9 protein-coding genes are annotated in these 12826 nt (G+C 49.3%); 7 read left to right on the top strand and 2 right to left on the bottom strand.

Annotation, left to right across the window (positions count from 1 at the left end; all coding sequences use genetic code 11):
- Positions 1 to 27 precede the first annotated feature (27 nt).
- Positions 28 to 1101 carry a bifunctional DNA-binding transcriptional regulator/O6-methylguanine-DNA methyltransferase Ada gene (ada, locus tag GQ52_RS01920; RefSeq protein ID WP_047514659.1) on the top strand — a complete coding sequence of 358 codons (1074 nt, stop codon included), beginning with the start codon at positions 28 to 30 and terminating at the stop codon, positions 1099 to 1101.
- Positions 1102 to 1139: 38 nt separating this feature from the next.
- Here ada and GQ52_RS01915 read toward each other — a convergent pair whose 3' ends face one another.
- Both GQ52_RS01915 and GQ52_RS01910 read right to left on the bottom strand, forming a co-directional pair.
- Positions 1140 to 2324: an EAL domain-containing protein gene (locus GQ52_RS01915; RefSeq protein WP_047514657.1), complete on the bottom strand. Its 1185-nt coding sequence runs from the start codon at positions 2322 to 2324 to the stop codon at positions 1140 to 1142.
- 272 nt (positions 2325 to 2596) lie between these two features.
- Positions 2597 to 4507 carry a bifunctional diguanylate cyclase/phosphodiesterase gene (locus GQ52_RS01910; RefSeq protein ID WP_047514655.1) on the bottom strand — a complete coding sequence of 637 codons (1911 nt, stop codon included), beginning with the start codon at positions 4505 to 4507 and terminating at the stop codon, positions 2597 to 2599.
- 369 nt (positions 4508 to 4876) lie between these two features.
- Between GQ52_RS01910 and GQ52_RS01905 the strand changes: the two genes are divergently transcribed.
- From GQ52_RS01905 to gspG, 6 genes are all read left to right on the top strand, one after another.
- A complete protein-coding gene (locus GQ52_RS01905) occupies positions 4877 to 5377 on the top strand; it encodes an RNA polymerase sigma factor (protein WP_047514652.1) in 501 nt (166 codons plus the stop codon).
- Positions 5378 to 5388: 11 nt separating this feature from the next.
- On the top strand, positions 5389 to 6429 hold the full coding sequence (locus GQ52_RS01900; RefSeq protein WP_235272919.1) for a FecR domain-containing protein: 1041 nt from the start codon (positions 5389 to 5391) through the stop codon (positions 6427 to 6429).
- A 155-nt stretch (positions 6430 to 6584) separates the two neighbouring features.
- Positions 6585 to 10277: a TonB-dependent receptor domain-containing protein gene (locus GQ52_RS01895; protein ID WP_047514646.1), complete on the top strand. Its 3693-nt coding sequence runs from the start codon at positions 6585 to 6587 to the stop codon at positions 10275 to 10277.
- 192 nt (positions 10278 to 10469) lie between these two features.
- Positions 10470 to 11453, top strand: a complete 984-nt coding sequence (locus GQ52_RS13735; RefSeq protein ID WP_052178999.1) for a hypothetical protein — start codon at positions 10470 to 10472, stop codon at positions 11451 to 11453.
- A 91-nt stretch (positions 11454 to 11544) separates the two neighbouring features.
- Positions 11545 to 12360: a hypothetical protein gene (locus GQ52_RS01885; RefSeq protein WP_152604409.1), complete on the top strand. Its 816-nt coding sequence runs from the start codon at positions 11545 to 11547 to the stop codon at positions 12358 to 12360.
- A gap of 45 nt (positions 12361 to 12405) precedes the next feature.
- Positions 12406 to 12825 (top strand): type II secretion system major pseudopilin GspG, encoded by a 420-nt coding sequence (gene gspG, locus GQ52_RS01880; RefSeq protein ID WP_047514640.1) that lies wholly within the window; start codon positions 12406 to 12408, stop codon positions 12823 to 12825.
- Position 12826 lies beyond the last annotated feature (1 nt).

Genomic DNA, 12826 nt, shown 5'->3' with positions numbered 1-12826 from the left:
TTGAGGTCTCGAGTGGAGACGGCAAGCATGGCAATTTCAAGCAGCATACAAGCACAGCAAACCCTGAGTGACCCACGTTGGCAGCAGGTCGTGGCACGCGACGCACAGGCAGATGGCAGCTTCTTTTATTCGGTTAAAACCACTGGTGTCTATTGTCGCCCATCTTGTGGCGCCAGGCAGGCGCGTCCGGAAAATGTGGCATTTCACGCCACCATCGCTGCCGCTGAGGCTGCCGGGTTCAGGCCATGCAAACGCTGCAAGCCGAACCAGGCTGCGCTGGCAGATATTTATGCCGAAAAAGTAGCGGTGGCCTGTCGCTTGATAGACGCGGCCGAGACCAGTCCCACTTTAACGCAATTGGCTGAGCATGCCGGTTTAAGCCGGTTCCACTTTCATCGCATGTTTAAAGCCGTCACTGGCTTGACGCCCAAGGCCTATGTTGCAGCACACAAGGTGCAACGATTGCGCCAGCAGCTTGATGCCAACATGAAGGTGACCGATGCGATTTACGAAGCAGGCTATGGGTCAAGCAGCCGTTTTTATGAAGCCTCTAGCCAGGCACTGGGCATGCAGCCTACGCAATATGTGCAAGGTGGCAAGCAGGTACAAATCCATTTCGCTTTGGCGCAGTGTTCCCTGGGCGCGGTGCTGGTGGCCAGGAGTGCCAAAGGCGTGTGTGCAATCTCTATGGGCGATGACGCCGGGTTGTTGTTAAATGCGTTGCAAGATAGGTTTCCTGCTGCAGTCTTGATAGGTGGCGATGCGGATTTTGAGGCCATGATTGCCAGCGTACTGGCTTTTATCGAGTCACCCAAACTCGGGTTGAATTTGCCGCTGGATATTCAGGGAACGGTGTTTCAGCGGCGTGTCTGGCAGGCTTTACGCGAGATTCCCAGTGGGGAGACGGTGACCTATAGCATGCTTGCTGAGCGTATCGGTATGCCAAAAGCGGTACGGGCGGTGGCCAGTGCTTGCGCCGCGAATACGCTGGCTGTGGCGATTCCTTGTCATCGTGTCATTCGCCAGGACGGCTCGCTGTCTGGCTATCGTTGGGGCGTGGTGCGTAAACAGGCCCTGCTTGCAAAAGAGGCTGCTGACTGAAGACTGTTTGGGTGGGTTGGAGGATGCTTTTTCCCAGTCTAAAACTGATTATTCCACTGTGTTAACCAGGTATTGGCCGTCGCCTGGTCCATCGGTCTGGCAAAGTAGTAACCTTGGGCATAGCGGCAGCCAAGCTCGCGCAAACCAATGGCGGCCAACGTATTTTCTACACCTTCGGCAATGGTTTCCAGCCCCAGGCTTTCTGCCAGTTTGAGCGTGGAGGCGACTACCTTTCTCGATTTTGACGAGGTTTCCATGGTGGTAACAAAGGATTTATCAATCTTGAGCTCGGTAAATGGCAGTTTGGCCAATTGCGCCATCGAGGAGTAACCGGTACCGAAATCATCAATGCTCAGCTTGAAACCTTCGGTCCTGAGTTGAGAGAGGATTTGCTGCGCCTCTTCCGGGTCGTGCATGGTGGCGGTTTCTGTGAGTTCGAGAATGATTCTTTCCGGTGCTACCTCCAAAGATTGGCTGGCGTTGACCAATGCATTGGTGAGTAAGTGGTTTTTAAGGCTTTTTGCTGAGATGTTGAGTGAAAATGACAGCGTTTTGCTGAGTGATCGAATAAAATTGAATCCTGTTCCAATCACAATCTGCGTCAGCTGGTCAATTTGCCCGGTTTTTTCAGCCACTGGAATAAACAATTCGGGCAGCTTGATTCCCAGGGTCGGGTGTTTCCAGCGCAACAAACCTTCAAAGCCAATCACTTTACCGCTGAGCAATTCAATTTGTGGCTGATAAAACAAGGTGAATTGGTCGTTGCGGATGGCGTCATCAATGGTCGCAGCATCGACAATAAATGATTGGGCGCTCATATCACTACTGGTATGCGCATGCAGGTCGACCGATACCTGATCTGTCAGCAGGTTTCTCAATATGTGCTGGTGAAATGGCTGGTAGAGAATGCCGCGGATATTCAGGTTGTGCTCAATCGCCGCAAGTTGCGCGGCAGGCAGCGTGTCTGTCCCAACGCCGCTACTTAAAATAATGGCTGACTGGCAATCCAGCTGGGCCAGGGTTTTTAATATCTCGATGCCATTGATGCTGGGCATGACGATATCAATCGCCAGATGTGTCGGCTTCCAGGCTAAAAATGCATCAATAAACAGCGAGGCGTCGGCCAATATCCTGACTTCAAATCCCAGGCTTTGAGCTTCGCTGGCAATGATATTGGCATCCTGAGTATCATCATCCAGGATTAAAAGCGTGCTTGTACGCATTGCGCAACCTCCTTTGTGATCTATTTAAATACTGATGGATAGATCCCTGTTTGGTTCGATTGAGTATTGCAGGCGCTTAATGCAAAGCGCTTTCAGGCATGTGGTGCATGACATCGCAACGATGCATGCGATGGGTGGATGTGGCGATTAAAGAATTGATATTAATATAGTTTTTGTCAAACAGGTAATTCTTATCAACTTTTAAGAGCCGTGTGAGTTGAGCAGGCGTAAGGTGGTAGGCATTGAATGCCCGTAGAAGTGCTGGTTGCCGTTCAAGTGCTTGGGATGAGTTTAGCGTCGGCCAGATAGGCTTGCAACTGCGCTCTGGGCATGGGTTTGGCGAAGTAATAGCCTTGAATCAACTGGCAGCCCATGGCTTGTAAAAAGCGCACCTGGCTTTCTGTTTCTGCGCCTTCGGCCACGCATTCCATATGCATGCCCTGGCACAGCGTCAAAATCGAGCGCACGATGGTTTGGCTGGTGGTATTGGTTTCAATATCCTTGACAAAGCTACGGTCAATTTTCAGTTTGTCCAGCGGCAGGTGCTGTACATGACTTAAGCTGGAATAGCCGGTGCCAAAATCATCCAGCGCCACTTTGGCACCCGCCTTGCGCAGCAGGCCGATATTTTCCCGCGCTGTTTCAAAGTCTTGTAACAAGGCGGTTTCGGTGATTTCAAATACAAAACGGTCAGGGCTGATCTGGCTGGTGTGCATCATGCGGATCAGCTCTTTAATCACGGCCTGGTTGGTGACGTCGTAAGCGGATAGATTGAATGACAGCCGCATTGTTTCTGGCCAGGTCGTCATTTCTGCCATTGAGCGGCTGAACATCAGTTTGGTGATGTCGGCAATCATGCCCAGGCTTTCTGCCACCGGGATAAACATGGCTGGTGAAACTGCGCCTATGGTGGGACTTTGCCAGCGGGCCAGGCTTTCAAACGCACATACCTCGTCCGCATCAATATCAATAATCGGTTGAAATACCGGATATAGCTCGGCATGGATATCTGCCGTGCGCAAGGCCTGGTCTATGCGGTTCAAATGCATGCGCTCTTGTTCCAGCGTCGCTGAGTAGATTTCCAAGTTGCCACGGCCGGTGCGTTTAACGTGATACAAGGCAAAATCGGCATGCTCATACAGGGTTTGTGCCGAGATATAGTCGTCGCAAATAATGCAGGCTCCCATGGAGGCTTTAACGATAATGAGCAGGCCATCAATGCTGATAGGCTGTGAAATTGCCTGGTTAATCTCATGGGCGATTTGCTTGAGTGACGCGTGTTTATCGTCGGTGACCAGGTGGAAAGCGAACTCATCGCCACCCAGTCGGTAAAACTGCACCTGGCCGGGCCTGACCTGCGCCAGCCGTTTGCCGACCTCAATCAACACCAGGTCGCCGATATGGTGGCCGTGCACATCATTGACCGGTTTGAAGTTATCAAGGTCCAGAATCCCCACCGCAAAACAGTCTTGCGTTTGCCTGGCCAGCGCCAGTTGTTGCTCTACTTGTACAAAAAACTGGCGCCGATTGGGCAGCTGCGTCAGTACATCCTGATTGGCCAGGCGCTGATTTTCCTTTAATAATGTTTGTGTTTCAAACGTGGCATTGACCCATTTATCGAACATGGTGGTGCTGCCACGCATGGTGATTAACATGCCCACTTCAAACACCATAATCAGCAACGTCATCAAATGCGCGTGCTCAAAGTCGCCACGATAAATACAGGCGATGGCCGACGAAATCATCAGCAGGTTATAAGCGTAAGCGGCCGGGCCCAGCTTGCTTAAAATAAACGCAAAGCAAAAGCCGTAAAGCGTATTGTGGAAAATCAGGAAGTAGTGACCGAAGGTGTCGGTGAGCGGGTAGAGGTAAATGCTACGCCAGAAAGTGAAGAATCCAGCCAGGATAAAAACGATGGAGGCGATCTCCAGTCGTTTACGTATTTTGTCGATAGAAGGTTGTTCGTCGCGGTGCCAGAACCAGTACAGCAGCAGGCTGCAAACAATCAGCATCCTGATCAGGGGTGTCGCGATTGACAGCGACCAATGCACCTGGTCATTTAAAACGATCATTTGTATGCTGAGGGCACTAATCGCGGTGAAAAGTGCGACAGGCACATCTTCAAGCAGGCTGTTATAGCGCGCTCGCAATACTTCATGGCTGGTCGTTTTAAAAAATGACATTGATTTTTTAGACTAATTATTGTCTTTTAGTGATCCAATATTAAGCATGCGCAACCCATTTCGATCTGGCAAACACAGCGCAATAAGCTTTCCAATTGTGGATTTGGTCTAGCAGCAAACACTGGCAGCCATTTTTTTGGCGGTATTTTTGCGCAGACTGAGTCCGGCAGTGATTTTACTTTTATTTCAATATATTTAAATGGTTTATTGCAGCCATTTTTTATAAAGATGGTTGAAATGAACCGGGTGAATTTGCCAGTTTTTAAATGCATTGACATTTTTTAATTGAGAATCAATCTCTTATTGAATCTCGTGGTGATGGCATGTGTTTTGCAAACAACCAAACTATTCAAAGTAGGGTGGTGGAATATGAGCGAAACACTAGCTTGGTGCGGCATTGATTTAACGTGGGCCTATACCGACGTCTTGCGTCGGATTGGTCGTCGCACGGCGTGTGTGCAGCGCGCCAAGGATATCTTGCACGATGCACTGGTTTTCTTTGCCGTCTCCAGCCATCCGGCACGTGAAGAATCACCGCAAGCTTACTTGAATGGTATCGTCAACCATTTGCTGGTAGACGAGTTTCGCCACAGGACGCGGTTTGTCGACGAAGACCAGATTGATGAAGCCGCGCTGATTCTGGAATGCACGCCCGAGCAGTTGTATGAAACCCGGCAAAAGCTGCATCACTTGCAACGTGTGGTCGACTTGTTGCCAGAAAAATGCCGCCAGGTATTCTGGCTCTATCATGTGGATGAGATGAAGCAACGCGAAATTGCCGTGCAGCTCAATATCAGTACCAATATGGTTGAGAAACACCTGATTCGTGCCATGCTGGATATCCGGGCATTTCAACAGGCGATTCATTAAGCCTGCCACTTATGTCTAAACCGCTCACGTCCAAATCATCTACAGCCAAGTCGCTCACACTAAGTGAAATGGCTGCGCGCTGGTACTTGCGTATGCGTGAGCATGCGAACAATCAACGCGCTGCCGAGCATCAAGCGTTTGAGCAATGGCTGGCGGACGACCCGATTCACGCTGCCGAATATAACAGCTTCGCCCACGCCATGCGCCAGCTTGACTCAGCTGAGAGCTTGTCTAGCCTGGCAGATGCCGCTGAGCAGCAAGCGTTTCTGGCCAATGAAGCCCGCCGCAAAGCCAAACAACAACGTTTGGCACAGCTGATGGTCGTTTGTTTTATTTGTATTGCTGGCTTTTTCTCGCATCAGCAATACCAGGTCTGGCAAGCCAAGCCCGTCATGCAGTTGGCTGCACAAAACCCGGTGGGGCAAATTGTCACTAAAACACTGGATGACGGTACCAAAGTCACCCTGAGCGCCAGAAGTGATATGGAGGTCACATATTACCGCCACCAGCGCCATGTGCTGCTCAAAGAAGGCGAAGCTATTTTTGAAGTGACCAAAGACCCTGATCGGCCATTTGTGGTGGAAACAGACACCGCAAGAGTGACGGTATTAGGGACGCGCTTTGCCGTCAACCGGCTGGAGCAGCTAGTGCGTGTGAGTGTTGATCACGGCCGTGTCAAAGTCGAGCCCAAGCTTGAGGGGGATGCGATGCAAGCTGAAAATCAGTCACTGATTTCGCGTGAAATTACCAATGGCCAAGTGGCTGAAGTGTATCCTAACCATGCCATGGTGCTGGTCAACCGCCCGGCTTCTGATGCCTTTGCTTTTCTCAAAGGGCGCCTGGTATTTGACCGTGCCGATACCAGCGAAATTGCCTACACCGTTTCACGCTATCGTCAGAAGCCGGTGCAGTCTAAAGGCAAGCAGGCGCGCAATATTTCGGCTGATATTAATATTCAGGATATAGATCAGTTCCTGCACGGCTTACCTAATATCGCCCCGGTCAAACTGCAAGACACCCCGCAGTACACACTGCTTCATTCCCAGCATTAATTTCACCCATCAAAAGCGCCTTCATGGGCGCTTTTCTTATTGATCTCAGCGATTACATTTTCTTTGCAAACCGCTTTTAGTTTTAAATGTAAAGTTAGGTTAACAACATCAGGTTTTTGCTGTGCTCACAGATGAGTCTTAGACAGGAGAAATCTGTGAAGACATATAAGAAAATAAATAGAAGAGGAATCCACACTGCGTTGACTGCCTTGAGCTTGATGGCAACGCAACTGGTGTGGGCAGAAGCATTAAATACGCAATTGCCCAGGCAGCAAGAGGAGGTCTTTGGTGTGCCAGTGAACCTGGATATTCCGGCACAGCCATTAGCCAACTCATTGCACGATCTGGGCAAAGCCACGGGCATGAATATTTCATTCCCCAATGACGTCGTTTCCGGCAAAACTGCACCCGAAGTGCGTGGCCGCATGACGCGTAAAGAGGCTTTGTTGCGTGTGCTGAGTGAAAGCGGTCTCGAACCTAAGGTGGAAGGCAATAATATCTTTATTCAAAAGCCACCGAAACAAGACAAAAAGGACATTCAACTCGACAAAGTCGAAGTCCGCGCCAAGCGTAGCTACGACATTGGCCCTTTGCGAGGTTTGGCACTCACCAAAGAAGAAATTCCTGGCAACGTGCAAAGCATTACCGCCAAAGAGATCAAAGAATCCAAAGCGGTGAGTTTGACTGACTTAATGAACAGCAAGCTACAGTCAGTGAACGTTAACGACTACCAAAGCAACCCTTTCCAGATGGACGTCACCTATCGTGGCTTTACCGCCAGCCCGCAGTTAGGCACTTCCCAAGGCTTAAGCGTGTTTCTCGATGGCATACGCGTCAACGAACCGTTTGGCGATGTGGTGAACTGGGACATGATTCCCATGAATGCCTTAAACAGTCTAGACGTATTCCCCGGATCCAATCCGCTATTTGGTTTGGGCACCTTGGGTGGCGCTATCAGCATGAAAACCAAAAGTGGTTTTGATAGCAGCGAAGGCTCGGTGGAGTACCTCGGTGGCTCCTTCAAGCGCAACCAGTTTCAAGGTTCTGTGGGAGGCAATAACGGTGTTATTGCCGGTTTTGCTGCGGCCAATATTTTCAGGGAAGATGGCTGGCGGGTGAATTCGCCCAGCGAGGTAAACCAAATTTTTGGTAAGGCTGAATGGCGTAACGACAGTGTGCAGCTTGGCCTAAGTATGCTCTACGCAGGCAACAAACTCATCGGTAACGGTTTGCTGCCCACTGAAATGGCTAAGCAGGATGGCAGCCAGATTTTTACCAGTCCGGACGAAACCAAAAACCGCTTATTGCAATTTCAGCTTAATGGCATTTGGGATGTGAGCGACACTTTCAATATCACTGGCCAAGTTTACAGACGTAAGAGCCGCAGAAATGCGAGCAATGGTGATGTAAACCAGAACTTTGGTGGTAGTGCAACAAGAAGACCAGTGGCTGGTGAGCAACTGGCCAATGGTTCACCTGACTTTAATGGTGATGGGTTGCCGGATATTGAGCCAGCAAATGGCGTAGCTATTGAGAATGTGGCTGCAACCTCAGTACCAGATGGCAGTGGTGGATTTATTAAGGCGATGTTAGATATTAATGGAGAGCCAGAATATTTCGGAGTTGATTCGAATGGAAACGTTTTGTTGAATTCGGCATTCTCAGCCTATGACGCCTCCTCTCCATCCGGGTATGACTTAAGTAAGCTTGCTATTGGTTCAAATGTCGCTAGCACAGCAGTGACTGGGCAATCAGTCGATTCGAATGGCAGTCCGCTTTGGACGCTGAATCCGCAGAACCTAACTACGGCACCAGCATTCAGTCCGGAGTTTTACCAATATGCGCTAAAAGTTTGGGCAGGTAGAGGTTTAGCTGATGACGGGCGTGGAAGTTTGCCGGGTCAGTTTTTTAATCCTGATGATCTCACTTATCAATATAAGGATGCCAATGGATTCTTAGTTGCTGGTTCATCTTATTCTATCGATGCACGTGATCCAGTCACCGGTGCATCTTTGATTAGGTTGTTTTCAGGTAGTAATCCTGGTCTAGGCAAACCATTAGGGCTGCTTGTGACCGATGCTGTTGGTATTCCAATAGATCGCAACGGGGCAGACTGTTCCTATACGCCAGCTGATCCTCGAAATGGAAAATGTGCTGGATATATCGAGGGGACGCCGACCGCACTGATTACTCAAACCGAGATAGATCAGACCACAGATGGAGCGTCACTTCAACTGAACTGGAACCTGGAAAATCATAAGTTTATGATGGGGGCGTCGATTGATGCTGCTGATGCCACTTATGAGAGTGGTCAGTATGTAGGGTTGTTTGATAGTAAACGCAGAGCATATCTTGATCCGAGTCAAGTGGGCTATGAATTTTATGCTTCTGACCATCGCATTGATTTAAATAACTTTGCTGGTAATAGCACGACAAAGAGCGTGTATTTCAGTGAAACCTGGACACCAAAAAAAGAATGGGCTTTTACCGCAGCAGGGCGCTTTAATTACACCAATATCAAAAATGAGCTTGCAACTAATAATATTTTAGGTTTACTGGGCCCGACGGCATTTAAAAATTTCTATCAGAACACTGTAGTGTGCCCAGATAGCAATGGTAATGGCACCCTGGAGTTGGAGGAGTGTCCAGCGGGTACTCTTTTGCCATTCAGCCCAGAGCGGGCCTTGGGTCAAGGTGTCCTTGGCAAAGGCGAGATTGAGAAGTTTACTTACCGTTCGTTCAATCCTAGTTTAGGCGCCACATGGCAGCCTACAGAGTCACTCAATTTATATGGTAACTGGAACCGGGGCGCACGTACACCTAGTGTGATTGAGTTGGGATGCGCATTTGATGATACCCCTGTGTATGACAAAGATCCTGTTACCGGAGAACTTATCTTTGTTGGCCCGCGTTCTCTGGCCGAGCGCCGATTCTGCAGTTTGCCTAGCACCCTCTCTGGTGACCCTTATTTAAAACAAGTGCGTTCTGAAACGGTTGAATTTGGTGGTCGGGGTTATTTGACTCCAACCATACAGTGGAATGCCACTGCCTATCAAACTGACCTGACTGACGATATTTACTTTGTGTCCTTTACCGCTGACCGAAGCTTTTTCCAGAACATTGGCGACACACGTCGTCGCGGCATTGAGCTCGGTTTACAAGGTAGGGCTGACAATTGGGGTTTCCGAGTTAACTACTCTTTGACTGATGCGACATTTCAAGAGCGTTTTATGATGGCGAGCCCCAACAATAGTAGTGCTGGGAACGTTTCTGGACGCGGAAACGGCTATGAGCAAATTACAGTTTCTCCTGGTAATCGTATTCCAGGTGTACCACTGCATAACCTCAATGCCACGGTTAGTTACGACATCACCCCATACTGGACCGTGAGCCTGACAGGGATACTGCATTCAGAAAGTTTTGTGCGCGGTAACGAGAACAACAAGCATCAAGCAGGTGCTGCTAACTCTCGTTACCTAAGCTGTACTGCACCGACCGTGATTGATGGCATTCAGTACGGGAATGACACTTGCGCGACCAAAATAGAAAGCCCTAATTTTCGCTATCCAGGCAAGGTGCCAGGCTATGCAGTTTGGAACCTCAAGACCAGTTACAAACTAAACAAGAGCTGGACAGCTGGTTTGATGATTAACAACCTTTTTGATCGCGAATACTACAGCGCGGGCCGGTTAGGCATTAACCCATTCTCGCCATCTATCAACGGTGCGATTGGTCCTGGTGGTTTCAATTACAACAGCAACGATTGGTTAGCCAGTACCTTTTTGGCTCCCGGAGCACCGAGATCGGCATTTTTTACCCTGACTTATGACTTTGATGTGGGCAAGTAGAGTTGATGGAGAGTTAGCCGAATGATTTTTATGGAGGGGGCATTTGTGAACTGGAATGCCTAAAGCCATCAGTATTCAACCGCATTCAGATTAGAACTCACAAGGCGCTAACAGAGTGTGGTGAATTGGTGAAGCAGTACGCAGGCAGCCACAAATGCCTGCTCATTTTAACCTTTTTATTAGGAGCATGTAATGAGAAATCAATTACTAAAGTTGGCCTTGATGACTGCATTTGGCTTATCCGCTAATGCATTTGCAACAGGGTTGGAAAGCTTGCCTGCTGCAGGCTTCACGGTGACTGCGGGAACAAATCAGGCAGCCGGTACAACAGGTTGGCGTGAATGCAATACCACAGGTTTGTATGGCAGCCAGAATTACACAGCCCCAACAACTGGTGCCAATAATATCTGCGCAGTATTTCCATCGGGCGGCAATAATCCGGGTACTCCAGTTTCTGGTTTCACTAGTGTGACGCTGTCAACAGCGAAGCAAAGTGTAACCATTACCGCAAACGGCGAAACTTTGGCCACCATGCGTCAACGGGTTTATCGAAACTCCGCTGCAACAGAGTGCGTGTTTGAAAAGCGCTTTGTGATGGCAACTACAGGCACTTTCGATTACAACCCGCAGTTGTCTGGTAGTCAGCGCCTGGAAGTCAACGATTACGTATTGGGTGGTTTTAGCGGCACCACGGATGTGAGCGCAGGCTATTATCACTCAGCAAATACTGATTCTCCAGTATTTAGAATGGGGCGTTCATTTACTTCAGTTCAAATTCAAGGTGACGATTTTGATGCAGCGACAGTCTTGAATACTGGGTATGTGCGTCGTCCGGTAGACAGCCCTGCACCTGCCTCAGGTACAGAAATTAATGGTGTTGGTCAAACATTGGTTAGCCCAGGCACACCAACAGCAGCACAACAAACTGCTGAGATTCGTACCAACTGGGTGGACTTTACTGTAGATGTGACCGGTGGCGTGGATGAAGACGGTACAACAGCAAAAGATAGTCCATTCTTGTATGTTCAAGCAGGTTGCGGATCAGGTGCTGAAGCAACTGCTTTCCCAACAACCAACAACACCGTGCGTATTCGCCAGACTGGCCAAGAGTCCCAGCCATGGGTCACTGTGGTCACCAATGGTGTGACTCGTAGTAGTGCTAACGCAAACTTCTAATTTCAGTATTCATTAGTTTGTTAAGCATGTAAAAAATTGCCAGCGGTGTTGTTGCCGCTGGCAATCCCCCCGACTTTATGGGAGCGATGAAGTGTTAAAAACAAAGCGTTTTAAATTAATACCATTGTTAGGATTGTGTTTTTCTTTGATTTGCCAGGCTGAGTTTGTTGATTTACAGCCTAACAAGCGCTCTGCTTATGTGGCATGTAATACCACGGGGGAGTTTGGCTTGAAAGAAAGCGCTGCGCCAGAGATGGCACAGAAAAAGAATACCGCATGTGCGGTAGTTAATGACCTGTTGCTGGCTAGTCCAATGAATGCGCCGCTGGCCGGTTTTAATATGGTGGGCATGATTTCGCGTGGGATCGCGCCACCGGCACCTGAAGGCAACGATAGTGAGGAGTTCGCTACGCTGACCGATACGATCTGGTGGAATAAAGACACCAAAGAATGCATTTTTGGCACACATATATTAATGAAAGAGCCCAAGTTAAGTCATGGCGAACAGTGGGAAATTAATGACATTTTGCGTGGTGGTTTTTCTGGCCGCCCCGTGTCTGTGGCCTATTTTATGAATCCAAATCCTACTGCCAGCTACGGTATGCCAGAAGCGTTATACCGAGTTGGACGCAGCATGACATCAGTCAAGCAACCTGGTTTACCAGATTTGAACACTGCGCCCTATCACGATGGTTGGGTGGACTTCACCACGGATGTGAGTTTTGCTGACCAGGATGGTTCGACACGCAAAATGACGTCCATGTTGTATATCAAAAGCCATTGCGATAGCAAAGAGCCAGATGAGAAAGAAGGGGCGATTCGTTTGCGTACCACGGGTCAAAACGGACAAAAAGCATTTGAAGTCGTGCTGCCCGGATTGTTGCCAGCAGGTGCAAGCCTGGATTAAAAGACCTCTATCTTTTCGCAAGGTTAATTTTAGAAAGTGACGACGATGAAAATGGCGAAATTTAAGCAGGCAGGGTTTACCTTGTTGGAGTTGCTGGTAGTGATGGTGATTATCGGCTTGCTGGCGGGCTATGTCGGCCCCAAGTATTTTGCCCAGATTGGCAAATCAGAAACCAAAACGGCCAAGGCACAAATTGAGGCATTATCGCGCGCGCTGGATACCTATCGGCTGGATACTGGTCATTATCCAGCGACTGAGCAAGGCCTGGCGGCACTCAATCGCCAGCCGGATGGCGAGACCAAATGGCAAGGCCCATACCTGGCCAAAGGTGTACCCGCCGACCCGTGGGGCAGGCAGTATCTGTATCGTTACCCCGGCGAGCATGGCGACTATGACGTGTGGACGCTGGGCAGTGATGGCGCCGCTGGTGGCCAGGATGCTGATAGCGATGTCGGTAACTGGTAGC

It is taken from the genome of Methylophilus sp. Q8, assembly GCF_000800115.1.
GTDB lineage: Bacteria > Pseudomonadota > Gammaproteobacteria > Burkholderiales > Methylophilaceae > Methylophilus.
The sequence above is the reverse complement of the archived record's forward strand: the minus strand, read 5'-3'. Positions and strand labels throughout refer to the sequence as shown.

Excerpts from the sequence above, each read along its gene's own strand:
- gspG (WP_047514640.1), top strand. The coding sequence starts at position 12,406 with ATGAAAATGGCGAAATTTAAGCAGGCAGGGTTTACCTTGTTGGAGTTG.
- GQ52_RS01910 (WP_047514655.1), bottom strand. The coding sequence starts at position 4,507 with ATGTCATTTTTTAAAACGACCAGCCATGAAGTATTGCGAGCGCGCTAT.
- GQ52_RS13735 (WP_052178999.1), top strand. The coding sequence starts at position 10,470 with ATGAGAAATCAATTACTAAAGTTGGCCTTGATGACTGCATTTGGCTTA.
- GQ52_RS01905 (WP_047514652.1), top strand. The coding sequence starts at position 4,877 with ATGAGCGAAACACTAGCTTGGTGCGGCATTGATTTAACGTGGGCCTAT.
- ada (WP_047514659.1), top strand. The coding sequence starts at position 28 with ATGGCAATTTCAAGCAGCATACAAGCACAGCAAACCCTGAGTGACCCA.
- GQ52_RS01915 (WP_047514657.1), bottom strand. The coding sequence starts at position 2,324 with ATGCGTACAAGCACGCTTTTAATCCTGGATGATGATACTCAGGATGCC.
- GQ52_RS01900 (WP_235272919.1), top strand. The coding sequence starts at position 5,389 with ATGTCTAAACCGCTCACGTCCAAATCATCTACAGCCAAGTCGCTCACA.